Annotated in this window: 22 protein-coding genes; 11 read left to right on the top strand and 11 right to left on the bottom strand. The window is 65.4% G+C overall.

Annotated elements, in window-relative coordinates; all coding sequences use genetic code 11:
* Position 1 precedes the first annotated feature (1 nt).
* From coxB to CHB88_RS02380, 3 genes are all read right to left on the bottom strand, one after another.
* Complete coding sequence (gene coxB, locus CHB88_RS02390; protein ID WP_089397668.1) at positions 2-1,162, bottom strand: cytochrome c oxidase subunit II; 1,161 nt, start codon at positions 1,160-1,162, stop codon at positions 2-4.
* A 7-nt stretch (positions 1,163-1,169) separates the two neighbouring features.
* Positions 1,170-1,640, bottom strand: coding sequence for a DUF2244 domain-containing protein (locus CHB88_RS02385; protein WP_342745476.1), 471 nt, complete (start codon positions 1,638-1,640; stop codon positions 1,170-1,172).
* 179 nt (positions 1,641-1,819) lie between these two features.
* The gene (locus CHB88_RS02380; RefSeq protein WP_245844665.1) at positions 1,820-2,767 is read right to left on the bottom strand and encodes a methyltransferase domain-containing protein; all 948 of its coding nucleotides are present in this window, start codon (positions 2,765-2,767) and stop codon (positions 1,820-1,822) included.
* 64 nt (positions 2,768-2,831) lie between these two features.
* On the opposite strand from CHB88_RS02380, the gene CHB88_RS02375 reads away from it, so the two are divergent.
* Together CHB88_RS02375 and trmL are read left to right on the top strand one after the other, a co-directional pair.
* Entirely contained in the window at positions 2,832-3,596 is a 765-nt protein-coding gene (locus CHB88_RS02375) for a ComFC family protein (RefSeq protein WP_089397877.1), read from the top strand.
* Between the two features lie 10 nt (positions 3,597-3,606).
* The gene (gene trmL, locus CHB88_RS02370) at positions 3,607-4,077 is read left to right on the top strand and encodes a tRNA (uridine(34)/cytosine(34)/5-carboxymethylaminomethyluridine(34)-2'-O)-methyltransferase TrmL (RefSeq protein ID WP_089397667.1); all 471 of its coding nucleotides are present in this window, start codon (positions 3,607-3,609) and stop codon (positions 4,075-4,077) included.
* Positions 4,078-4,085: 8 nt separating this feature from the next.
* Here trmL and CHB88_RS02365 read toward each other — a convergent pair whose 3' ends face one another.
* Positions 4,086-4,289 (bottom strand): heavy-metal-associated domain-containing protein, encoded by a 204-nt coding sequence (locus CHB88_RS02365; protein WP_089397666.1) that lies wholly within the window; start codon positions 4,287-4,289, stop codon positions 4,086-4,088.
* A 43-nt stretch (positions 4,290-4,332) separates the two neighbouring features.
* Complete coding sequence (locus CHB88_RS02360; protein ID WP_342745474.1) at positions 4,333-4,713, bottom strand: DUF411 domain-containing protein; 381 nt, start codon at positions 4,711-4,713, stop codon at positions 4,333-4,335.
* Between the two features lie 203 nt (positions 4,714-4,916).
* Between CHB88_RS02360 and CHB88_RS02355 the strand changes: the two genes are divergently transcribed.
* Positions 4,917-5,399: a copper chaperone PCu(A)C gene (locus CHB88_RS02355; RefSeq protein ID WP_089397664.1), complete on the top strand. Its 483-nt coding sequence runs from the start codon at positions 4,917-4,919 to the stop codon at positions 5,397-5,399.
* Between the two features lie 15 nt (positions 5,400-5,414).
* Here the strand turns inward: CHB88_RS02355 and CHB88_RS02350 are convergent, their stop codons facing one another.
* From CHB88_RS02350 to CHB88_RS02340, 3 genes are all read right to left on the bottom strand, one after another.
* Complete coding sequence (locus tag CHB88_RS02350) at positions 5,415-6,440, bottom strand: asparaginase (protein WP_089397663.1); 1,026 nt, start codon at positions 6,438-6,440, stop codon at positions 5,415-5,417.
* Entirely contained in the window at positions 6,437-6,916 is a 480-nt protein-coding gene (rfaE2, locus tag CHB88_RS02345; protein WP_089397876.1) for a D-glycero-beta-D-manno-heptose 1-phosphate adenylyltransferase, read from the bottom strand. Before rfaE2 ends, CHB88_RS02350 begins: the two co-directional genes overlap by 4 nt.
* A gap of 90 nt (positions 6,917-7,006) precedes the next feature.
* Entirely contained in the window at positions 7,007-7,861 is an 855-nt protein-coding gene (locus CHB88_RS02340) for a ferritin family protein (RefSeq protein WP_089397662.1), read from the bottom strand.
* Positions 7,862-8,282: 421 nt separating this feature from the next.
* On the opposite strand from CHB88_RS02340, the gene CHB88_RS02335 reads away from it, so the two are divergent.
* The 8 genes from CHB88_RS02335 to CHB88_RS02300 are packed head-to-tail and all read left to right on the top strand — an operon-like array spanning position 8,283 to position 15,153.
* On the top strand, positions 8,283-9,587 hold the full coding sequence (locus tag CHB88_RS02335; protein WP_089397661.1) for an NAD(P)/FAD-dependent oxidoreductase: 1,305 nt from the start codon (positions 8,283-8,285) through the stop codon (positions 9,585-9,587).
* A 10-nt stretch (positions 9,588-9,597) separates the two neighbouring features.
* On the top strand, positions 9,598-10,386 hold the full coding sequence (locus CHB88_RS02330; protein ID WP_089397660.1) for a DUF1365 domain-containing protein: 789 nt from the start codon (positions 9,598-9,600) through the stop codon (positions 10,384-10,386).
* 9 nt (positions 10,387-10,395) lie between these two features.
* Entirely contained in the window at positions 10,396-11,610 is a 1,215-nt protein-coding gene (locus tag CHB88_RS02325) for an SAM-dependent methyltransferase (protein WP_089397659.1), read from the top strand.
* Positions 11,607-12,170, top strand: coding sequence for a chalcone isomerase family protein (locus CHB88_RS02320; protein ID WP_245844663.1), 564 nt, complete (start codon positions 11,607-11,609; stop codon positions 12,168-12,170). The genes CHB88_RS02325 and CHB88_RS02320 overlap by 4 nt, the downstream gene beginning before the upstream one ends.
* The gene (locus tag CHB88_RS02315; RefSeq protein ID WP_089397657.1) at positions 12,167-13,393 is read left to right on the top strand and encodes an MFS transporter; all 1,227 of its coding nucleotides are present in this window, start codon (positions 12,167-12,169) and stop codon (positions 13,391-13,393) included. Before CHB88_RS02320 ends, CHB88_RS02315 begins: the two co-directional genes overlap by 4 nt.
* Positions 13,394-13,418: 25 nt before the next feature.
* Entirely contained in the window at positions 13,419-13,961 is a 543-nt protein-coding gene (locus CHB88_RS02310; RefSeq protein WP_089397656.1) for a DUF3833 domain-containing protein, read from the top strand.
* Entirely contained in the window at positions 13,958-14,725 is a 768-nt protein-coding gene (locus tag CHB88_RS02305) for an SDR family NAD(P)-dependent oxidoreductase (RefSeq protein WP_089397655.1), read from the top strand. The genes CHB88_RS02310 and CHB88_RS02305 overlap by 4 nt, the downstream gene beginning before the upstream one ends.
* Complete coding sequence (locus tag CHB88_RS02300) at positions 14,722-15,153, top strand: nuclear transport factor 2 family protein (protein WP_089397654.1); 432 nt, start codon at positions 14,722-14,724, stop codon at positions 15,151-15,153. The genes CHB88_RS02305 and CHB88_RS02300 overlap by 4 nt, the downstream gene beginning before the upstream one ends.
* Here CHB88_RS02300 and CHB88_RS02295 read toward each other — a convergent pair.
* From CHB88_RS02295 to CHB88_RS02285, 3 genes are read right to left on the bottom strand one after another with little or no spacing between them, the layout of a single operon-like run.
* Positions 15,150-16,655, bottom strand: a complete 1,506-nt coding sequence (locus CHB88_RS02295) for a virulence factor (RefSeq protein WP_245844660.1) — start codon at positions 16,653-16,655, stop codon at positions 15,150-15,152. The genes CHB88_RS02300 and CHB88_RS02295 overlap by 4 nt on opposite strands.
* Positions 16,655-18,820: a T6SS effector phospholipase Tle3 domain-containing protein gene (locus CHB88_RS02290; RefSeq protein ID WP_089397652.1), complete on the bottom strand. Its 2,166-nt coding sequence runs from the start codon at positions 18,818-18,820 to the stop codon at positions 16,655-16,657. The genes CHB88_RS02295 and CHB88_RS02290 overlap by 1 nt, the downstream gene beginning before the upstream one ends.
* Positions 18,817-21,609, bottom strand: coding sequence for a type VI secretion system Vgr family protein (locus CHB88_RS02285; protein WP_089397651.1), 2,793 nt, complete (start codon positions 21,607-21,609; stop codon positions 18,817-18,819). The genes CHB88_RS02290 and CHB88_RS02285 overlap by 4 nt, the downstream gene beginning before the upstream one ends.
* Positions 21,610-21,937: the final 328 nt, after the last annotated feature.

Here is a 21,937-nt window from a genome sequence, read left to right as displayed (position 1 = left end):
ATTACTTGCGCGCAGCCAGCACTTCGGCCGGTTGAACAATATTTTCCTGGGCCTTGTTGGACCAGTTGTTTCTTGTGTACGTGATGACGGCCGCGATATCGGTCGGCGACAGCACGCCCTTCCAGGCCGGCATCGCGTTGCGGCCGTTGAGCAGCACGTCGATCTGCGGACCCTTCGGGCCGTTCACCAACTGGGATGCATCCAGGGCCGGGAAGGCGCCCGGCACGCCCTTGCCGTTGGCCTGGTGGCAGGCGACGCAGTTGGCGGCGTAGACCTTTTCGCCGCGCTGCTTCAGTTCGTCGATGGTGTAGGTCTTGTTCGGATCGTCGGCCTTGGCGGCCATTTCCTTCTTCTTGGCGTCGGTCCACTTTTTGTAGTCTTCTTCCGAGACCACGTTGACCACGATCGGCATGAACGCATGCTCCTTGCCGCACAGTTCGACGCACTGGCCGCGGTAGGTGCCGATCTTCTCGGCGCGGAACCAGGTGTCGCGCACGAAGCCGGGGATGGCATCCTGCTTCACCGCGAAGGCGGGAATGGTCCAGCCGTGGATGACGTCGTTGGCGGTGGTGACGATGCGGATCTTCTTGTTGACCGGAACCACGACCGGGTTGTCGACCTCGATCAGGTAGTTGTCGTTCCTCCCCTTGGAAGGATCGTTGACCTGCTCGCGCGGCGTGGACAGGGCGGACAGGAAGGAAATGCCTTCGCCTTCGCCCTTGAGATAGTCATAACCCCATTTCCACTGCATGCCGGTGGCCTTGATGGTGATGTCGGCGTTGGAGGTGTCCTTCATCGCGACCACGGTGCGGGTGGCAGGCAGCGCCATGCCGATGACGATGAGGAAGGGAACGATGGTCCAGGCAATCTCGACGGCGGTACTTTCATGGAAGGACGCCGGCTTGTGGCCGAGCGAGCGGCGGTGCTTGATGATGGAATAGAACATGACGCCGAACACGGCGAGGAAGATCACCAGGCAGATGATCAGCATTAGGTTGTGGAGGGAGTAGACCTCCTCCGCAATCTTGGTGACTGGCTGCTGGAAGTTCATTTGGCGCACTGCCGGGCCGCCCGGGCTGTCGACCACCGCCCATGACGGCATCCCGGCCGCCAGGAGCGACGCACCCAGGATCAACGATTGAAGGCGCTTCGCGTAGTTCATATTTTCCTCAAAAGCCCATGTAAGAATTCTTGCTTATTAGCGCCAGCTCCCGCTGCAGTTCCCTCGCGAGCTCGCGCCGTCTCCATTCTGTTAAAAACCTGCCCACTTCGACTTTGATGCCGAGTGATTCAAGCCCGATCAATTGCTCCCTGGAATTGGGGAAATGGACTCGCGTCCGGCGGGGATCCAGCTTGAACTGCCTCACTCGCTCCGTGCGCACCAGTTCAACCAGAAGGCAATCATCATTGAGGGCAATGTGTTCGCGATCGGTTGCATGCCGGGCATACAGATAAAACGCCCATCCCACTGCCGACATTTCGAGAATGGCGAAACCCAGGACGTAGGTCGCGCCGCGAATCGCAAAAAACATCGCAACGAGGAAAGACATGCAGCACAAGGCTGCATAGACCAGGGCCAGCTGGCGCGGCGAGATGGAACAGTTGCGGCTCAATACCCAGTTTCGCGGCGCCATCGCCATCGCTCTCGAAAGTGGAATTCTGGTCCTGGTTTATAGCCCCAAAAGTATATTCTGGAAAGCTTTCCATTATCAAGCACAAAAACTTGCTGTCTGACAGGGAAAGCGCACGAAGGAATCGCGATTTTCCTTGGGTTTACGGCATCGCGGCCTATTGTCGGTCTGGAGGGAGCCGATGAACCTCAGTGCTTGCGGCGCGGATCGAAGCGGATGATGGCTTCGCCGCTGGCCGTGGTGCGCGGCGCCGGACGGAAGGCATGGCCGTAGATCACCTCGAAGGTCAGCGGCATGCGGCCCTCGCGGCGCAAGGATTCCAGCGCATCAACGCTGCGACGCCAAGCATCCCGTCCAAGCAAGCCGCGCATGCGGGTGGCAAGCGGATTGCCGCCGAGCGCGCGAACGTCGGCGATCAGCTTGTCGACTGATTCATAGGTCACGGTCAGGGTTTCCATATCCATTACCGGCGTGGAAAAGCCGGCGTTGACCAGCATGTCGCCGAAGTCGTGCATGTCGACGAAAGGCAGCACGCGGGCATCGCCCTGTCCGCCGGCCGCCATCGCGCTGCGCAGTTCGCGCAGCGTATCCGGCCCGAAGCAGGAAAACATCAGCAGGCCGTCCACCTTCAGCACCCGGCGCCACTCGGCGAACACCTGGTCGGGCTGCGGGTGCCAGTGCAGCGCCAGGTTGGACCAGATCAGATCTACCGACACCGGCGCCAGCGGCAGACGGCCGAAATCGGCGCAGACGAGGTCGGGCGCCGCGGCGCCGCGTCCGCGCATCGACGCCGGCAGCCAGCGCGCCAGCATGCGGTTCAGGGAAGAGTGGGCAGCGGCATCATCGGCGGCGGCCTGGGCCAGCATCGCCTGCGCGCCGTCGATGCCGATGATGCGCGCTTCCGGGAAATGCTGATGCAGCGGGGCCAGATCTGCGCCTTCGCCGCAGCCGGCATCCAGCACCTGCGCCGGCGCGATCTTCACCAGCTGCAGCCGCTCGTGCATGCGGCCGGCGATCTCGCGCCGCAGGAAGCCGGACTCGGCGATCCGGGCCGGGTCGGCGAACAGCTCGCGCACGCGGCGCAGATCGATCGGGGCGCTGAACTTGGTGGAATCGGGAGGGGAAGCGGAAGACACGAAAAGCCTGCGGTCGGGATGAGATAATCCCGGCAAGTTTACACGGATGGGGAATTATCCGCCCATGGCTGAACGCATCGACACGACTTTGTCCCGGCGGCGATTGCTGCCGGGCCTGCTGTCGTCCTGCCTGGATCTGCTGCTGCCGTCCAGCTGCGCCCTGTGCGGCTGCCGCGCGCCGCGCAGCCTGTGCGACGGCTGCCGCACGCAGTTCTTCCGGCCTGTTGCAGCGCGCTGCCTGCAGTGCGCGCTGCCGCTGCCGGGCGCCAGTCAGGAGAGCGCCGTTCGCTGCGGCGCCTGCCTGGCGCAGCCGCCGGCCTTCGACCACAGCGTGGCCGCCGCCGACTATGCGATACCCCTGGACCAACTGGTGCTGCAGCTCAAGTTCGGCAACCGGCTGGCGCTGGCGCCGCTGATGGGCGCCATGCTGCGCGAGGCAGCCGATGCCGCTGCCCTGCCGGCGCCCATGACGCTGATGACCGCCGTGCCGCTCGGTCCCCAGCGCCTGGCGGAACGCGGCTTCAACCAGGCGCTGGAGATCGCGCGGCCGCTGGCCCGCAGCCTGGGCGTGCCGCTGCTGCCGAGGCTGATCGAGCGCAGCCGGGATACCCGGCCGCAGTCCCTGCTGGCGCCGGAGGCACGGCGCGGCAATGTGCGCCAGGCCTTTCTCATCTCGCCGGCCCATGCCGACGCCGTGCGCGGCCAGCATGTGGGCGTGGTCGATGATGTCATGACCACCGGCGATACCCTGAACGAAATCGCGCTGTTATTGAAACGTTACGGCGCGGCGCGCGTCACCTGCCTGGTGTTCGCGCGCACGCCGAAGTAAGGAGAATTGCTTGTTCCACGTCGTCCTGGTCCAGCCGGAAATCCCGCCGAACACCGGCAACATCATCCGCTTGTGCGCCAACACCGGCGCCCAGCTGCACTTGATCGAGCCGCTCGGCTTCCCGCTGGAAGATGCGCGCATGCGCCGCGCCGGGCTCGACTACCATGAGTTCGCGACGATGCGGGTGCATCGTGACTGGAACGCCTACCTCGCCGCCGAACGGCCGGAGCCGGCGCGCATGTTCGCCCTCACCACCCACGGCTCCACGCCCTTCGCCGGCCTCAGCTTCCGGCCCGGCGATGTGTTCGTATTCGGGTCGGAAACGCGCGGCCTCGATCCGGCGCTGCGCGAATCCTTTCCGCCCGGCCAGCGCATCCGTCTTCCGATGCGCCCCGACAACCGCAGCATCAACCTGTCCAACAGCGTTGCGGTGGTCGTGTTCGAAGCCTGGCGCCAGAACGGCTACGCCGGCGGCGCCTGACTGCGCGGTCAGTGAGCGGCGCCGCTCACGGTGTAGCCGGCGTCGACGATGGCCGCCTGAATCTTGTCCGCTTCGCGGCTGGACTCGACCCGCACCTTGTGCCGGGCGAGGTCGACATCGACCTTGGCGGCGCTGTCGACTTCCTGAATGGAACGCGTCACCGCGTTGACGCAATGGCTGCAGCTCATGCCCTGGACATTGAATTCATACATGGACTCACCTCGCTGAAAAACTACGGTTGGGAACGCCGCGCCGCTATCCCAGAGCTTGCATGCCGCGATAGCGCCGGTAGACGGAAGAAGCGCCGTCGGCCTTGATCAGCCGCACGTCGTAGGTATCGTCGCTGCCGCCTTCCATGCCGGGCGACCCCATCGGCATGCCGGCCACCGACAGGCCGCGCGCCTTCGGCTTTTCCTTCAGCAGGCGCTGCACTTCGGCCGCCGGCACATGGCCCTCGATCACATAGCCCTGCACCACGCCGGTATGGCAGCCGGCGAGTTCTTCGGGCACGCCATATTTCTTGCGGTAGGCGGCGAGGTCGGGGACATCCTGTGCGCTGACACGGAAGCCGGCCGCTTCCAGATGCTTGATCCAGCCTTCGCAGCAGCCGCAGCCGGCGTTCTTGTATACGTTCATGGCCGTCGGCGCGGCATGCGCCTCGACCGCCGCAGCCAGCCCGCTGGCGGCCATAGCCTGGAGAAATTGGCGTCGCTTCATCTTTACCACCCGGGAAACAAAAAATCGGAACGAATCGGATTGCTATAATGCCGCAAGCTCTTTGCGCCTGCAGACCCGCCCTCATTGGACGCGGGCGGCGTCAATTCATTCACGACCTCATCATGCGTTTCCGCCTGCTTTTCAGCCTCTGCGCCGGCCTCCTCCTCGCCGGCAGCGCCCTTGCCCACGGCTTCCGCGCCGGCGAGCTGCAAATCCGTCATCCCTTCGTCCGCGCCACGATGCCGGGCCAGCCGACCGGCGCCGCCTATTTCAGCATCGAGAATGAAGGCAAGAAAGCCGATCGTCTGATCGGCGCGACGACGACGGTCGCCGGCTCGGTGCAGATCCATGCCATGAACATGGACGGCAACATCATGCGCATGCGCGAAGTGGCTGCTGTCGACATTGCGCCGGGCGCCAAGGTGTCCCTCAAGCCGGGCGACGGCATGCACCTGATGCTCATGGAATTGAAGCAGCCGCTCAAGCAGGGCGACAAGTTTCCGCTGACGCTGAACTTCGAGAAGGCCGGCAAAGTGGAAGTCACGGTCGTCGTCGACAAGGAAGCCGCCCAGCCGGCCGCCGCCGACCACCAGCATCATCACTGAACCGTCAAGGGCAGTTCACGCCTTCATCAGCTGCACCGCCGGCATGATTGCGCCGGTCGGGAGGCCGCGCAGATTGCGGATCTCCGGCCGCGCCCACGCTTCCAGCGGCGTACCCTCCACCTTCGACAGCAAGCCCAGCTGGCGCAGCACGTCGACCATCACCACCGCCAGGGCGCGCGCATTGCCATCGGCGATCTTGATGGCGATGCCCAACCCGGCGGACCGTATGCCGAGCGCCTGCACACCTTCGGCGCCTGCCTTGGCGACCCAGTCGCCCGGCGCGGTGCGCATGAAGGCCAGGTCGCTACGGCCGTTGCCTGAAACCATGTCCGGATGCGACGTCATCGCCGCGAACAGCCGGCGCGGCGCTTCGCCGTAGGCCGGGTCCGGATCATCCTGCGCCAGCCGCGCGTAAGCCAGCGCCAGCGACGCCAGCGGCATTGCATAGTTGGGCGCCGAACAGCCATCGATGCCTGCGCGCAGGTCGGCCTCGGCCAGGCCGGCGAAATGCGCCGCGCTGCCGCGCACCGCGACCTGCAGCGGATGGGATGGATCGAGATAACTGTCCAGCGGCTGTCCATGCAGCATGCACCAGGCGAGGAAGCCGGCATGCTTGCCGCTGCAGTTGTTGTGCAGCTGGCTGAAGACCTCGCCGGCATGCGGACGCTTTCCCTCGATGCCGAAATGCAGCGGCTCATGGCAGCCGCATTGCAGATGATGTTCACCGCAGCCGGCTTGGCTCAGCATGCGCTGCGCCGCCTGCACATGCTTGCCCTCGCCGAAGTGGCTGGCGCACAGGAGCGCGGCCTCGGCTTCGGTATAGCCGAATCGTTCCAGGCCGCCGGCATGGACGAAGGGCATGGCCTGGAAAGGCTTGAGCGTTGAGCGGGTGAAGGTCAGGCCATGCGGATCGCCGGTGTGATGCAGCAATCGGCCGCGCGCATCCACCACCGCCACCGCGCCGCTGTGGCTGGACTCGACTTCGCCGCCGCGCAGTACCTGCGCCAGCAGCGCCTGTCCCGATGCGGCCGGCGAGGTCACTTCGCCGCCCGCACCTTGACCAGCAGCTTGGTGGTCGAACGATCGTGTTCGAACGGAATGGCCGCCACCTTGCCGCCATAGGCCAGCACCGCCTGCCCTTCCGGGATGGCAGTCATTTCATAGTCGCCACCCTTGACATACACCTCCGGCCGCGCCTGCTGCACCACTTCCAGCGCCGTGTCCTCGTCGAACGGCACCACCAGGCTGACCGCTTCCAGCGCCGCCAGCACCGCCATGCGGTCGTCGCAGATATTGATGGGCCGGTCGTCGCCCTTGCCGAGGCGCTTCACCGAGGCATCGGTATTGACCGCCACCACCAGCGAGGCGCCCTGCTGCCGCGCCTGCGCCAGATAGGTGACGTGGCCGCGGTGCAGGATGTCGAAGACGCCGTTGGTCAGCACCACCGGCTTGGGCAATTCGGCGATGCGGCGCGCCAGGTCGGCGCGGGAAGTGATTTTCTGTTCGAAGGGCAGCATGGTCTTGGCGAATCGGGATGACATCGACATGAAAAAGCCGCAGCGCTAGGCTGCGGCTTTTCTTGTTACATGGAAGCGTTCAGGCGGCAATCAGGCCGACTGCAGGTCGCCGCCGGCGAGGCGGCCGGTGACTTCCTTGCGGTAGCGGTTCAGGTCCTGGACCGATTCGAAGGTGCGGTCGAACAGCAGCGACAGGTTGTGCAGGATGCGGTCGACCACCTTCTTTTCCCAATCGAGATTGAAGTTGATCTGGCCGTCCAGCCAGCGCTCCAGCCAGTTCGGGTCGGGCAGGCGGCTCTGCACGGTGTCGTTCGGGAACAGCGCCTGGTTGACGTGCAAATTGGTGGGATGCAGCGGCTTCTCGGTGCGACGGGCGGACGCCATCAGCACGCCGATCTTGGCGAAGGCGGCGCGGGCGGTGTCGCCGGCCTCATTCAGCGCCTTCTTCATGTAGCGCAGGTAGGCGCCGCCATGGCGCGCCTCGTCCTGGCTGATGATCCTGTAGATCTGCTTGATGACCGGCTCGGTATGCCAGTCGGCGGCGCAGCGGTACCAGTGGTTCAGCCGGACCTCGCCGCAGAAATGCAGCATCAGGGTTTCCAGCGGCGGCGCCGGGTCGAATTCGAAGCGCACGTTGTGCAGTTCTTCCTCGGTCGGCACGAGATCCGGCCGGAAGCGGCGCAGGTACTCCATCAGCACCAGCGAATGCTTCTGCTCTTCGAAGAACCAGACCGACATGAAGGCGGAGAAATCGCTGTCGCCGCGATTGTCCCGCAGGAACATTTCCGTCGCCGGCAAGGCAGCCCATTCGGTGATGGCGTTCATCTTGATGGTCTTGGCTTGCTCGTCGGTGAGCTTGGACGGATCGAACTGATCCCAGGGGATGTCCTTTTCCATGCTCCAGCGAACTTGCTCGAGCGACTTGAATAGTTCCGGGTACAGCATGTGTGCCTTCAGAAAAATAAGTGGGTTAAGTGTTTGATTTTACCAAGAAAAGGCTGGAACCGTCCCAACCGATTCCAAGCGCGGAGCGAGCCGCCTTGGCTTCCTGTTTTTCGGGGGACGAAGATTGGACCTTCAGTTTTCCGCCGCGTTTCGTCCCCGGTAAAGAAATCCGTAGTCCCGCCTCCCCTCCTGCACCTTATCGGTGGTTTTCATCATTTGTTTCGCTGAGGCATTGACATCCGGCCATACCAGATGCAATATCCGTTCAGTTTTGTCCTAGTCAAAATAAGGACATTATAGGTACCTCACTGAAACAATGAGCGAATTTAGCTTTTTGTCTTGTACAAAATAGAGACAACGCTATGCCAATCGAGCTGATGCTGCGTTCGCCGCAGCGGGCATGGCAAAAACGGGAGCCTTCATGAAAATCGCCGTCGTGGGATCGGGCATTTCCGGACTTTCCGGCGCGTACCGGCTGAGCCAGGCCGGACATGCGGTGACGCTGCTGGAAGCCAATGACTATTTCGGCGGCCATACGCATACCGTCGATGTCACGCTGGACGGCAAGACGCATGGCGTGGATACCGGCTTTCTGGTGTTCAACCATCGCACCTATCCCAACCTGGTACGGCTGTTCGATGAGCTTGGCATCGCCACCTCTGCCACCGACATGTCGTTCTCCGTCAAGCTGCCCCTCGGCGGTGCTGCGCCGCGCTGGCTGGAGTGGGCCGGCAGCAATCTCGACACCGTGTTCGCCCAGCGCGCCAACCTGCTGCGGCCGGCCTTCCTGCGGATGCTGCGCGACATCCTGCGCTTCAACCGACAGACGACGCAATTGGCCACCGATGGGAGGCTCGATGGCGACATCACGCTCGGCGATTTCCTGCGCCGCCACCGCTACGGCGACGCATTCCGCGACTGGTATCTGCTGCCGATGGCCGGCTGCATCTGGTCCTGCCCGACCGAGCAGATGCTCGCCTTCCCGCTCGCCACTTTCGTGCGCTTCTGCCACAACCACGGCCTGCTGCAGGTCAACGACCGTCCGCAGTGGCACACCGTCACCGGCGGCGCCCGGCATTACGTCGACAAGCTCCTGGCCGGCATCCACGACAAGCGCCTGAACTGCCCGGTGCGCGCGATCACCCGCGAGGGCCATGGTGCGGCGGCATCCATCCGCATCGAGACCGCCGATGGCATCCAGACCTATGACCATGTGCTGCTCGCCACCCACAGCGACCAGGCGCTGCGCCTGCTGCAGGATGCCAGCCGCGCCGAGCGCCAGGTGCTGTCGGCCATCGGCTACCAGCCGAACCGGGCGGTGCTGCATACCGACGCCAACTGCCTGCCACAGCGGCGCAAGGCCTGGTCCGCCTGGAACTACGAAAGCGAAAACGGACGCGAGCCGCGCGTCTGCGTGCATTACCTGATCAACAAGCTGCAGCCGCTGCCCTTCGAGACGCCGGTGATCGTTTCCCTGAATCCGATTCGCGAACCGGCGCCGGGCACGGTGCTGGGCGAATTCGACTATGCGCATCCGGTGTTCGACGCGGCGGCGGTGGAAGCGCAGCGTCGCCTGATGCTGATCCAGGGCCATCGCAGCACGTGGTTCGCCGGCGCCTGGACCGGCTACGGCTTCCACGAGGATGGATTGAAGTCCGGACTGCTGGCGGCGCAAGCCATCGCCGAGCGCGGCCTGGCCGTGGCAGCGGCGCCGGTCGCCGCCTGAGGCAGGCTCCATGTCCGATTGCGGCATTCAGCTCTGCCTCGGGAAGGTCCGGCACAAGCGCCTGCGGCCGGCGGTGAACGCCTTCGAGTACGGCGTCTACTTCCTGCGGCTGCCGCTGCGCGCGCTCGGCCAGCGCGATTTCGGCCGCGGCCACATCAAGCGCAACCGCTTCGGGCTGCTGTCCTTCCACGATGCCGACCACGGCGACGGCCGCCAGCCGCTGCTGGCCTGGATCGACGGCCTGCTGCAGGCGCAGGGCATCCATGACGCCGATGGAGAGATCTGGCTGCAGACTTTTCCGCGGGTGCTCGGCTATGTGTTCAACCCGGTGTCGTTCTGGTTCTGCCACCGCGCCGACGGCGCGCTGCGCGCCATCGTCTGCGAAGTCAACAACACCTTCGGCGAACGCCATTGCTACCTGCTCGATGCCGGCGGCGCAATGCGCTACGGCGTGGAGCTGGCCTCGCGCAAGGTGTTCCATGTCTCGCCCTTTTGCGCCGTCGCTGGCGGCTACCGCTTCCGCTTCATGCAGGCGCTGCGCGAGCGCGACGGCGCGCAGCAGCTGCAGGTCCTGGCCCGCATCGACCACGATGATGAACACGGCCCGCTGATCGAGACCATCATCAGCGGCCATGCGCTGGCGGCGACCGATGCAGCCGTGCTGAACGCCTTCTTCCGCTTCCCGCTGATGACGCTCGGCGTCGTCGCCCGCATTCACTGGCAGGCCCTGCGCCTGTGGGCCAAGCGCGTGCCCTTTTTCCGCAAGCCCCTGCCGCCCTCCCATTCACTCAGCCGCTAGACCACCAAGATGAATACTCGCTCGATTGCGCTCGACCACTCCCGCAAGCAAGCCATCCCGGCGACGGCCGGCTTCGCCCTCGCACTCCTGGCGCGCCTTAAGGAGGGCGCGCTGCGCCTGGAACTGCCCGACGGCAGCAGCGACGTGCTGGGCGAAGGCGTGCATCCGGTCACGCTGCGCATCCATGACTGGGATGTGTTCGATGCGGCGCTGAAGTCCGGGGACATCGGCTTCGCCGAAGGCTTCATCGATGGCCAGTGGAGCACCGACAACCTGCCCGCGCTGCTGGAACTGCTGACCCGCAACCGGGCCGAGCTCGACGCCATGATCTACGGCAGCTGGTGGGGCAGCCTGCTGTACCGGCTGCGCCACCTCTTCAACCGCAACAGCCGCGCCGGCAGCCGGCGCAACATCCACGCCCATTACGACATCGGCAACGATTTCTATCAGCTGTGGCTGGACCCGAGCATGACCTACTCCAGCGCCTTTTTCGATAACGGCCGGGTAGGCGACCTGCAGCAGGCCCAGGAAGCGAAATACCGCCGCATCCTCGATCAGCTGCAGGTCGCGCCGGGCGCCAGCATCCTGGAGATCGGCTGTGGCTGGGGCGGCTTCGCCGAAGTCGCCGCGCGCCAGGCCCAGGCCCGCGTCACCGGGCTCACCCTGTCCACCGAGCAGCTGCAGTACGCCCGCGAACGCCTCGCTAAGGCCGGCGTGCATGAACGCGCCGACCTGCTGCTGCAGGATTACCGCGACACCCATGGCAGCTTCGACGCCATCGCTTCCATCGAGATGTTCGAGGCCGTCGGCGAAGCCTACTGGCCGAGCTACTTCGACTGCGTGGCGCGCAACCTGAAAAGCGGCGGCCGCGCCTGCATCCAGACCATCGTCATCGCCGATCCGCTGTTCGAGCGCTACCGCAAGGGCACCGACTTCATCCAGCAATACATCTTCCCGGGCGGCATGCTGCCCTCGCCTTCGGCGTTCCGGGCGGCGGCGGCGCGGCATGGCCTGGAGACGGTGGACGAGTTTGCCTTCGGCCTCGACTACGCCCGCACGCTGGCCGAGTGGCGCCATGCCTTCAACCGCCAGCTGCCGCAGGTGCGTGCCCAGGGCTTCGACGAGCGCTTCCTGCGCACCTGGGAGTTTTACCTCGCTTATTGCGAAGCCGGCTTCCGCGCCGGCAGCATCGACGTGGCGCAGTTCACCCTGCGCAAGGCATGACCATGAGTGCCGGCCTGCTGCGGCATCGGTTCTGCTGCCTGCTGCTGTGCTGCCTTCCGCTGCTGGCGGCGGCGCAGGCTGCGCCGCCGCATGTCGCGGCGGAGATCGCCGATGCCCGCCTGTCAGGCCAGGGCGAATTCCGCTGGCTCGGCATCAGGCTTTACGACGCACGGCTGTGGTTGGGCCCGGCCGGTTACCGCAAACAGGCGCCGGCCGCCGCGAAATTCGCGCTGGAGCTGCGCTATGCGCGTGCGCTCAAGGGCGAACGCATCGCCGAAGCCAGCCTCGACCAGATCCGGAAACTGGAGATCGGCTCGCCGGCCCAGCATGCGCAATGGCTGGAGGCAATGAAGCGATTGTTTCCCGACGTCGGGAACGGCACCCGCCTGACAGGCGTATTTCTTCCGGGCGAAGGCGCACGCTTCTACCGCGACGGCGAGCCGCTGGGCGAGATTCGCGATGCCCGCTTCGCCGACGCCTTCTTTGCGATCTGGCTGGATCCGAGGACCAGCGCGCCGGCGCTGCGCACCGCGTTGCTCGGCGAGGCCCGGTCAGAATGACGGCGCATCCGGCGCGCTTCCATCTCTTTGCCTATGGCGCCTTCGGCCTGCCGCTGGCCCTGGTCGCCCTGCCCATCTACATCCATGTTCCCCAGCTCTATGCGCAGCGCTTCGGCATGCCGCTCGGCGCAGTCGGCCTGGCGCTGCTGGCGACGCGCCTGCTGGATGCCTTCAGCGATCCGCTGCTCGGCCGCTGGCTCGACCGTGCGCCGGGGGGCCATGCCCGTTTCGTGCTGCTGGCGCTGCCGCCGCTGGGCGCGGGGTTCGTCGCCCTGTTCCATCCGCCGGCCATCGCGCACTCCCTGCCCCTGGCCTGGCTCGCCGCGGCGCTGCTGCTGTGCCATGCGGGTTTCAGCATGGCCAGCATCGCCCACCAAAGCTGGGGCGCCGCGCTGACCCAGGCGCCAGGGCAGCGCTCCCGCGTGACGGCGGCCAGGGAGGGTTGCGGCCTGGCCGGCGTGCTGCTCGGCGCCGGCCTGCTCGGCAGCGCATCGACGGTCTGGCTGTCGCTGGCGTTCGCCCTCACCCTGGTTGCCAGTGCCTGGCTGCTGCTGCGGCATGCGCAGCGCCCTGCCGCAGCATGGGCCGCCACCACCGATGCATCGCTGATGGCGCCTTTCGCCAACCGCCAATTCCGCTGGCTGTTCGCGGTATTCATGGTCAATGGCATCGCGGCGGCCATTCCGGCCACGCTGTTCCTGTTTTTCGCCGGCGACCGCCTCCGGCTCGGCGAAAGCTCGAACGGGCTCCTGCTCGTTTATTTCCTCGCCGCCGCTGCCTCGATGCCGGCCTGGAGCGCGCTGGCGCGGCGGCACGGCGAGGCCAGGCCCTGGCTGGGCGCCATGCTGCTGGCGCTGCTGAGCTTCATCTGGAGCTACCGGCTGGCGCCGGGCGATGCGCTGCCTTTCGGCACCATCTGCCTGCTGTCCGGCATCGCGCTCGGCGCCGACCTGGTGCTGCCACCGGCATTGCTGGCCGCGGTGATCCGGCACGGCGGCGGCAACCGGGAGGGCGCTTACTTCGGCCTCTGGAACTGGGCCGGCAAGCTGAATCTCGCGCTCGCCGCCGGCATCGTCCTGCCCCTGCTGGAACGGCTGGGCTACACGCCCGGCACGCCGGGCGCCGATACCGCGCCGCTGGCCGTCGCCTATGCGGTGCTGCCATGCCTGCTGAAATTGCTGGCGGCGCTGCTGCTGTGGCGGGCGCCCCTGCGTCATTTGTGAACCGATCGGAAAAGGATCCTGCATCATGCTGAAGCGAACCCTATTCACCATCGCCGCCCTGCTTGCCGCTCTCTCGCTGGGCGGCTGCGCCGCCACCCTAGAGCCATCCCGCTACGCCGCCGAGAAGCCGGCGCTCGACCTGCAGCAATATTTCAATGGCACGATCGATGCCTGGGGCATGTTCCAGAACCGTTCCGGCGAAGTCGTGAAGCGCTTCACCGTGGTCATGACTTGCGCATGGAAAGGCGACACCGGCACCCTGGACGAGGATTTCACCTATGCCGACGGCAGCAAGCAGCGCCGCGTGTGGACCCTGAGGAAAGTAGCGCCGGACCGCTTCGTCGGCACGGCGGACGACATCGTCGGCGAAGCCACCGGTATCGTCGCCGGCAATGCGCTGCGCTGGCGCTACACCATGGCGCTGCCGGTGGATGGCAAGACTTATCAGGTCGACTTCGAGGACTGGATGTTCCTGATGGACGACCGCGTGATGCTGAACCGGGCGGTGATGAGCAAGTTCGGCTTCCGGCTCGGCGAAGTCACGCTGTCGTTCCGCAAGCGGCCATGAATCCCCGCATCGGCAGCTGGCGCGGCCGGCGGGTGTGGATCATTGGCGCCTCCAGCGGCATCGGCGCCGACACCGCGCGCCGGCTGATGCAGGCCGGCGCGCGGGTGGCGGTTTCCGCCCGCAGCGCACCGGCGCTGCAGGCGCTGGCTGCTCTGGATGCACAGGCAATGGCGCTGCCGCTGGACATAACCGACCATGCCACGGTGCTGGCAGCGCGCGATGCCCTGCTGGCCGAATGGCAAGGCATCGATCTGACGCTGGTGGTGGCCGGCGGCTATGTGGACATGCGCGCCGACAGTTTCGATCTGGCGGCGGCGAAACGGCTGGTGGACCTCAATCTCGGCGGCGTGCTGCATTGCCTCGATGCGATCCTGCCGGTGCTGCTGCGGCAGGGCACGGGCGGCATCGGCATCGTGTCCTCGGTGGCAGGCTACAGCGGCCTGCCGCGGGCGCTGGTGTACGGTCCAACCAAGGCGGCGCTGATCAACCTTGCCGAATCGCTCTATCTCGATCTCGCGCCGCGCGGCATCAGTGTTTATCTGATCAATCCCGGCTTTGTCGACACGCCGCTGACGGCGAAAAACGATTTCCCCATGCCGGCCCTGATGACGCCGGCCGACGCTGCCGACGCACTGCTGCGCGGCATCGAGGCCGGGCGATTCCATATCCACTTTCCGCGCCGCTTCACCAACTGGCTGAGGCTGGCGCGGCTGCTGCCCTACCGGGCTTACTTCTGGCTGATACACAAGGTGACCGGGCTATGACGCATGAAGCCGATCTGAAGCGCGTCGTGCGCTTCTTCGAAACCATCACGCCGCAGTCCGTGGATCTTCTCGGCGACATCTACACGCCCGACGCGTACTTCAAGGATCCGTTCAACGACGTGCGCGGGCTGGATGAGATCCGCCGCATTTTCTCCCACATGTTCGTGCAGGTGCAGGCACCGCGCTTCGTCGTGCGCAGCGCCATCGCGCAGGGCGATGAGGCTTTCCTCACCTGGGACTTCCTGTTCCGGATGAAGCGCTTCTCCAGCGCCGAACAATGCATACGCGGCGCCACCCATCTCCGCTTCGCCGCCGACGGCCGGCTGGCCTTCCACCGCGATTACTGGGATGCGGCGGAAGAGCTGTACGAAAAGCTGCCGCTGCTGGGCGGGTTGATGCGGCTGCTGAAGCGGGCGGCCAGGAGTTAATCCGACCAGCCCTGCATGCGGGTCGGTGATGCATCATGACGCCTTCCCCACCACGGCAGATAGGCAACGCCCTCTCCTCGCGCGCGGAACCAGGTCTTTTCCGGATCGAAGGGTGTCGGATTCTGCGGCGGCCGGATCAGCACCGCCGTGGCGCTGCCGGCTTGCGCGGTGCCGGCCACCAGCACCGGCGTATTGCGGTGATGTGCGTAGGCGATGCCCAACGCCACATTGGTCAGTGCCGTGCCCGCGCCCATGTCGCCCAGCAGCGCTGGCGTGTTGAAGGTCTGCTTCAGGTAGTCGAACTCCGGCATGGCATGCATCAGCGCCGCCGACAGGCCGGCGAGGCGCTTGCTGTTTTCTTCCAGGCCCATGCCGGCATCATGGATCACATAGCCGATCTGGGTCGTCTGCAGTTTCCCGCGCTGTGCAGCATCGTTGATCGCTGCCTGCCATGCCTGCTGCAGGCGCGGCGGCTCGGCGGCCTGGACGGTGAACTCGTCCGCCTGCCGGCGCGAGACGCGATGAATGAAGGCCAGCGGCTCGCGCTCGGTCTTGTAGGAAGGATGGGCCAGGATCAGCAGCGTGGAGGATTCATTGAGCTGTTCATCCTTGGGGAAGCTGGGCGCATCGAAGCTCATGACCCAGACGGTCTTGTCGGGATGGGTTTCGAGATAGTCGAGCGCGGCGTCGAGGGAAGCGAAGCCGATGGTCGGACCGCCCTGGCGCACGTTCACGTCGGGTGGGGCTTTGGCGGTGGACATCTCCGGCTTGCCAATGGAGAAAGTGCTAGCGATTTCCTTTTGGATGAAGTCGCGAGACTCGTCAGCTTCGAGGGTGACAGGCAGCGCAGCTTGCACATGGATGCTGCCGACTTCGCGCCAATTCCGCTTCCAGTCGGGTTGCACGGTGTAGAAGTAGCGGCCATCGGTGAAATACGGAACTCTGTACTTAATGAAAAGTTCTTCGACATACAAGTGAAAAAAGCCCGGTATCGTGGCTTTACCTTGCATATTGAATGCAATGCCCGAAACTGGCTGTATTGTGTTGAACTTTGCAGGATTCTCTTTAACGAGTTCGTCATTTTTGTTGGGCTTGGCCAAGCCTAGCGTCCATAGAAGATTCCACTCAGTCGGATAACTGCGTCGCATAAGCGGATTGAGCCATTGCAACCCAACCACTTGAGCAGCGAAGCCATGCTGCGCAGCTTTTGCCTCTTCCAACTTCTCCCGCTCCTTATGCTGGCGTGCTTGTAGCAATGCTACTTCCTGTGCCTGCTTTTCCTCGGCCTGGGCTTCGTTATGGGACCACGCCATTGTAGCGACGATGGACAACAAGCCAAACAATAGCGGCCATTTCAGTGCTTTCATGATTTCTCCTTGAGTCAAAATGTGAGCAAGTTGCCCGCTTGCCTGCAGGTCTGGCAACTGCATGCCCATGACGACCACAAAAGCCACCATGCCAATGAGCAGGCGACCGCTCCAGCGTTCATATAGCCATCGCATCAGGAACCTCCCGTTGGCTGCTGTGGCGCAATCTGGCGCTCATCACAGATTTCCGGCGGCATAGCGCTAGGTTGATAGTCCGGATACTGGTGCAAGGGCATGTCACTAAGGGTGCCTTTATTGAAGTACTCGCCCAGATACGCTTGCGGATGTCCTTTCGCTTCGAGTTTCCTTACTAGCCGCCAGTCTGCCAACACGCGCAGTTCCTCCCAATCCTCAGGCGACAAATGGCTGTACCCCACCGCCACGTCATACGCCAGCGCCTTCTCCGCATTGGCCGCATTACAGACGATGGTGCTGTGGTCGGTCGCGTTCTGGTCCACGCTCAGCTTCAAAAACTCGGTGATGCGCTCGCGCCGCCACGCCACCCACTCCTCGCTCGGCGTCGCATCCGGCTGCTCGCCAACGACGTTGCCCTTGTCATCGGCCTTGCCTTCGCGCCGCGCCAGCATGCGCAGCCGCGCCCGGTCTTCGTAGCGCAGCTGCGCTTCAGTTTGCGCGTCGCCCTGCGGCGCTTCCTCGCTGCTGCCTGCATAAGCCGCGTACGGATCGTCGGCGGCGCGCTGGCCATGCTTGTTGCGCAGGGCGGCATTCGGGTCGCGCCCCTGGTCGAAGGCGCTCTCGCCCTCTTCCCTGTCGAAGCGTCGGGCGGTCGGTTCGAAGAGGTGCGGCAAGGCGGGCGCATTGACGGGGATGTGCCAGTCCCCGGGCGGACTGGCGTGGACCGGCTGCCTGGCCAGCGCCGACACTAGGTACATCAGCGGCGAGGTGGTGATGGTGAGCAGGGCGGCGATCATATTGGGCCGGGATTGCACGCCGCCTTCGATGTTGTAGCGCGCCGGCTTGGAGGGCGGGTGCCAGAACTCGACGGCGCTCTTGCCGTCGGCGTTGGCCTGCGAATGGCGGTGTCGCCAGTGGTCATGCCAGTAGTGGTAAGTGCCTGGCTGGCCGACCGGATATTGCTGCGCCCAGACCCGCTGCGTGAACACGCCGTCGGCGCGGGTGGCCTTGATCTGCGCCGCCGACAGGCCGAGCCAGCCGATGCCCTGGACGGTGGCGGCGGAGATCACCTGGTCGTGCGGGTTGCAGTACAGCGTCACCCGGCCATGGCCGCTGCCGTAGCGCTGCCGGTCGGTCTGGACGCAGTAGCCGTCGCTGCCGTCGGCCGGCTGCCGGTTGGCGCAGCGGCGGTCGATGGCTGCGTCGGATTGTTGCTGGCCGGCGCGCCGTCGCAGGATGTCGAAGAAGGCGGCCAGGGTCTGAGTCCTGGCCTGGCCGGTCTGGCGGCCGCTCTGGCCGGCGGCATTGACGACTTCGCGCTGGGCCCAGTTGTCCATGCCCATGCCTTGCTCGCGCAGGCTGTAGGGCGGGTTGACCAGCACATAGTTGTCGGCCACCGGCGGGGCCGATTGGCCGCGGCGGTCGGTGATAGCAGCCTGGCGCTGGCCGAGAAAGGCGGCGGCCAGGCCGATCATGTTGCCCTGGCTGTGGCAGACCACGGTGATGGGCACGCCGGCCTGCTTGCTGCGGATGGTTTCGATCAGCCTGGCGAGGCGCTGGGCGGCGTGGACATAGTAGGCGCGCGGCGGGCAGGCATAGATGTCGCGGCCTTTTTCGGGATTGAAGTGCTGCACGGTGAGCCAGAGGAAGAGGCGGTCGTCGATGCCGTCGGTCCAGAGGTCGGGCAAGGCGCTGCAGCCGTTGGCGAAGGGGCCGCCGCCCCAGTAGTGGTGTTCGTTGAGCAGGACGTTGGGGCCGAAGCGCTTGAGTTCGGCGTCATTGGCCTTGTAGCCCCAGCGGAAGCGGATTACCGGCGAGAAGTGCGGCGCAGGTGTGATGAAGTTGCGGCTGTTGTAGTCGTCCCTGACGAAGCCGTCGCCGGTCAGCTCCGGACCATAGACAACCGGGCTCATCTGCCCCGCTTCCACACCGGTGTACATCAGATGCTCATCGCAGCGCGCCAATCTTCGGTTCAGGCCGCGGCATAGGCCTTGCTCCGTCTGCTCGAACCACTCGCCGTCGGAGTTCACGCCATGCACCAGGATCACCACGCCGGGCAAGGGCATCTGGTACAGCACCTGGCACACATTGTCATCGCCCGGCAGCGTCACCATGGTCTTGCTGGCGATGACATAGCCTTCTTCGCCGGCTTGTTCGTCGTTCATGATTTGCTCCCTTCATCCGGCTCGAAGAAGCGAACCGCCATGTTCTTCATCTTGTCGGCGTCCACCTTGGCCGCATTGCCGAGCGCATCGGTGCGGCCCTCGATGGCTGGCTGCTCCGGCAGGCCGATGCGATAGCGGGCGCCGTCGATCGGCCGGCCGTCGCCGGGCCGGATCAGCTGCGGCGTGCGGGACAGGTCGCCCCGGGCGAAGCTGGGCAGGTCGGCGCTGGCGGAGGCCGGCCCCTGCACCTGATGGCTGGCCGCTTTCGCCTTCAGCGTGCCGGGGCAGCCGAACTCGATATCGGCGCCGGACAGCTTGATGTAGGCGCCGCCGCTGGTCATGAACACCACTTCCTGCTGCGCCATCGCGATGATCTTTCCCTGGCTGGCGCTGATGCGCACATGCTGCTCCGCCTGCAGCTCCACATCGTCATGCTGGGCCTGCAGCTGCAGCCGGCCCTGATGGGCAATCGCCTTCAATCCCTCCGACTGCGCGAACAGCGACATGCCGGCGCCGGCATTGAGGCTGATGCGCTGGCCGGCGGCGAGCTGCAGATGCTGCTGCGCGACGCTGTCGAGATTCCTGCCGGCGTAGCTGACGATGCCGGCCGGCGTGGCGAAACCCAATCCGGCCGGCGCCGTCATGCCGATCAGCGGCTGGCCGCCGCCGCTCGCTCCAGGCCTGGCGTTGGAACCGTTTTCCCAATCACGCAGATGCTGCCGCACCGTCTCCTGCGGCTTGCCATCCACCGGCTGGGCCTTGTGCCGAGCGGCGTAATCGCCGAGCTGCGCGAACAGGGCATGGCATTCATCCAGCAGCCGTTCGAACTCCGCCCGCTCCAGCTGCCTGCCATCCTGCAGGCGCGACCACGCCGTCAGCAGCAGGCCGCGCGCCGCCCGCACCGCGCCGGCGGCATCGGTGATGAGCTCGAAACCTTCGCCGCGCGGCTCGGACTTGCCTTCCTGGCGCGGCGTGCCGAGCCAGCCCTGGTTCAGCTCCGTCGCCGCATGCTCGGACATCAGCTGCGCGCTGATCTGGCCGCTGCTGTCGTCGAAGCGCAGCTGGTTGGCGCGGCTGCCCCGCAGTTCCCGGGTGCGGGTGCCGGACAGCGCCTTGTTGGCGGGCAGGCTGCCGGCGCCGGAAAAATGCGGCGGCGCCTGGATGCCGTTATGCAGGGCGCCGAGGCATACCGGCCGGTCGATGTCGCCGTGCAGGAACAGGATCGCGACTTCCTGGCCGACGCGCGGCAGGTATTGCGTGCCCCAGGCCGCGCCGGCGGAGGGGTGGACCATGCGCACCCAGGCCGATGAGCGCTCGTCGCGCCCGGCCCCGCCTTGCGGATGGTTCTGCGGCAGCTGCCAGTCGAACTGAATCTTGATGCGGCCGAGATCGTCGGTATGGATTTCCTCGCCCTCGGGTCCGACCACGATGGCGGTCATTGGACCGGGCGCGGTCGGCTTGGCGAGATCGCCATGGCCGAAGCGCGGGCGCACCGGCTGCCCTCGCCGCGCGCAGCGCATCCGGTTGCGGAACAGCAGCTGACCGCCTCGCGCATCGAAGCCGGCACCGGGATTGAACCAGGGTTGCAGCGGGAGCGGCAGATCCACCCCGGCTTGCATCAGCCGTTGCGCCTGGGGGTTCAGCTCATCGAGGTAATTGTTGCTGGCCTCGACCGCCTGCAACAGGATCAGAAACTGGCGCTGCTCCGCATTCTGCTGGTCATGCACCGGATGGTCGCGCAGCTCGAACCAGGTGCCGGCGGCGGCGCCGCGCAGGCAGCCAGCGGCGCTGAACTGCTTGGCCTCGAAGTCATGCGCCTGCTGGCGCAGCAGCGCATGGCGTTCAAGCCTGTCGCCGCCGCTGGCGTAGTAATGCGTGAGCGGATCGAAGTCTTCCAGCGTCGACGCCAGCGAATTGCCGGCCTTGCCCTGGTCGATGCGGCTGCGCTCGCCGGCCTGCTCGACGCTGGCGGTCTTGTAGTCATAGCTGGTCAGATGCACCAGCCCCGGCTGCACGCGGCGCAGGGCGCTCCAGCCGGTCAGCACATCCTCCTCCGTCGTCGGATGGGCGCCGGCGTAGCGCACGGTCGCCTGCATCGCCGGCGCGAACACGAAAGGATCGTCGGCGACCACCATCACATGCACCGGACAGTCATTGTCTGCGCGGAATTCGAAGAAATGAAACAGCCCATACTCGGCCATCAGCCTGTCGAGGAAATGCAGGTCGAATTCGTACTGGTTGCAATACGAGAGCACGGGATAGTCCTGCGTCAGCCGAAACTCGACCTGAAAGGCGCGGGCGAATACCGGATTGCCGCCGACATGGCGCTGCATCACGTCGCGGATGACGTCGGGCACCGTCATGTTCTGCCTGACGCAGGCATTGAAGCGATGCGCCAGCAGCGCCAGGCAGGGCTCCATCTGCAGCGCATAGCGGGTGAAGCCACCGTCCGACGCCACCGGGCCGAATGCGGTGACGATGCCGCTGACCAGGCGGCGCTTCCCATCGGCCAGCAGAATCGCCAGCTCGGCCGTCTGCCCCAGCACCTGCTTCGCCTCGATGAAGGCATTGGCGCTGAGCACGTCAACCAGGTACAGATAGCCGCCGGAGATGCTCTCCACGCCGCGCAGGCGCTGCGGCAGCAGGCTGTCCGCCTCCAGGTCGCTGTCTTCGGCGAAGCGCAGCGTGATCAGTCGCCGCTGCTGGGTGAAGGGGGACGCGTCGAAACCCGGGCGGCTATCGAGTGCTGCTGCGCGCGATGGCCGATCGCGCCGTTCGTGGTGGGACATGAGCAGACTCCGGAAGGTCGGCGGATCAGGCTGCCGGCTGATATTGTATTTTTTACAACTTTGCGATTATAGCTTCCTGGAGTCAATAAATAGGGAAATGACAACCTTGCCCGCGTGGGCTTTCGAAACTCGTGGAGAACCGCAGCGTAGGCAAGCGCCGAAAGTCACACGGCGCCGAGGAAGACGGTGGGGATAGTCGAATGCCGGCCATCGCACCGGGATGGGCAGCTGGCTTGACGGTGCTGGCGGGATGGAAGGGAAGGTGCCAATCGGCTGAGCGGAAGGGAAGGCGCCAGCCGGCTGAGCGGCTGGCGGGCGGACGAGCCCG

It is taken from the genome of Noviherbaspirillum humi (assembly GCF_900188095.1).
GTDB lineage: Bacteria > Pseudomonadota > Gammaproteobacteria > Burkholderiales > Burkholderiaceae_D > Noviherbaspirillum > Noviherbaspirillum humi.
The sequence above is the reverse complement of the archived record's forward strand: the minus strand, read 5'-3'. Positions and strand labels throughout refer to the sequence as shown.

What these genes read in the sequence shown, in the direction of transcription:
- coxB (WP_089397668.1), bottom strand. Translation starts at nt 1,162, where the DNA reads ATGAACTACGCGAAGCGCCTTCAATCGTTGATCCTGGGTGCGTCGCTC.
- CHB88_RS02315 (WP_089397657.1), top strand. Translation starts at nt 12,167, where the DNA reads ATGACGGCGCATCCGGCGCGCTTCCATCTCTTTGCCTATGGCGCCTTC.
- rfaE2 (WP_089397876.1), bottom strand. Translation starts at nt 6,916, where the DNA reads ATGCTGCCCTTCGAACAGAAAATCACTTCCCGCGCCGACCTGGCGCGC.
- CHB88_RS02385 (WP_342745476.1), bottom strand. Translation starts at nt 1,640, where the DNA reads ATGGCGATGGCGCCGCGAAACTGGGTATTGAGCCGCAACTGTTCCATC.
- CHB88_RS02320 (WP_245844663.1), top strand. Translation starts at nt 11,607, where the DNA reads ATGACCATGAGTGCCGGCCTGCTGCGGCATCGGTTCTGCTGCCTGCTG.
- CHB88_RS02365 (WP_089397666.1), bottom strand. Translation starts at nt 4,289, where the DNA reads ATGTATGAATTCAATGTCCAGGGCATGAGCTGCAGCCATTGCGTCAAC.
- CHB88_RS02330 (WP_089397660.1), top strand. Translation starts at nt 9,598, where the DNA reads ATGTCCGATTGCGGCATTCAGCTCTGCCTCGGGAAGGTCCGGCACAAG.
- CHB88_RS02285 (WP_089397651.1), bottom strand. Translation starts at nt 21,609, where the DNA reads ATGTCCCACCACGAACGGCGCGATCGGCCATCGCGCGCAGCAGCACTC.
- CHB88_RS02340 (WP_089397662.1), bottom strand. Translation starts at nt 7,861, where the DNA reads ATGCTGTACCCGGAACTATTCAAGTCGCTCGAGCAAGTTCGCTGGAGC.
- CHB88_RS02375 (WP_089397877.1), top strand. Translation starts at nt 2,832, where the DNA reads ATGGCTGAACGCATCGACACGACTTTGTCCCGGCGGCGATTGCTGCCG.
- CHB88_RS02335 (WP_089397661.1), top strand. Translation starts at nt 8,283, where the DNA reads ATGAAAATCGCCGTCGTGGGATCGGGCATTTCCGGACTTTCCGGCGCG.
- CHB88_RS02295 (WP_245844660.1), bottom strand. Translation starts at nt 16,655, where the DNA reads ATGCGATGGCTATATGAACGCTGGAGCGGTCGCCTGCTCATTGGCATG.
- CHB88_RS02290 (WP_089397652.1), bottom strand. Translation starts at nt 18,820, where the DNA reads ATGAACGACGAACAAGCCGGCGAAGAAGGCTATGTCATCGCCAGCAAG.
- CHB88_RS02355 (WP_089397664.1), top strand. Translation starts at nt 4,917, where the DNA reads ATGCGTTTCCGCCTGCTTTTCAGCCTCTGCGCCGGCCTCCTCCTCGCC.
- CHB88_RS02305 (WP_089397655.1), top strand. Translation starts at nt 13,958, where the DNA reads ATGAATCCCCGCATCGGCAGCTGGCGCGGCCGGCGGGTGTGGATCATT.
- CHB88_RS02325 (WP_089397659.1), top strand. Translation starts at nt 10,396, where the DNA reads ATGAATACTCGCTCGATTGCGCTCGACCACTCCCGCAAGCAAGCCATC.
- CHB88_RS02300 (WP_089397654.1), top strand. Translation starts at nt 14,722, where the DNA reads ATGACGCATGAAGCCGATCTGAAGCGCGTCGTGCGCTTCTTCGAAACC.
- CHB88_RS02360 (WP_342745474.1), bottom strand. Translation starts at nt 4,713, where the DNA reads ATGAACGTATACAAGAACGCCGGCTGCGGCTGCTGCGAAGGCTGGATC.
- CHB88_RS02310 (WP_089397656.1), top strand. Translation starts at nt 13,419, where the DNA reads ATGCTGAAGCGAACCCTATTCACCATCGCCGCCCTGCTTGCCGCTCTC.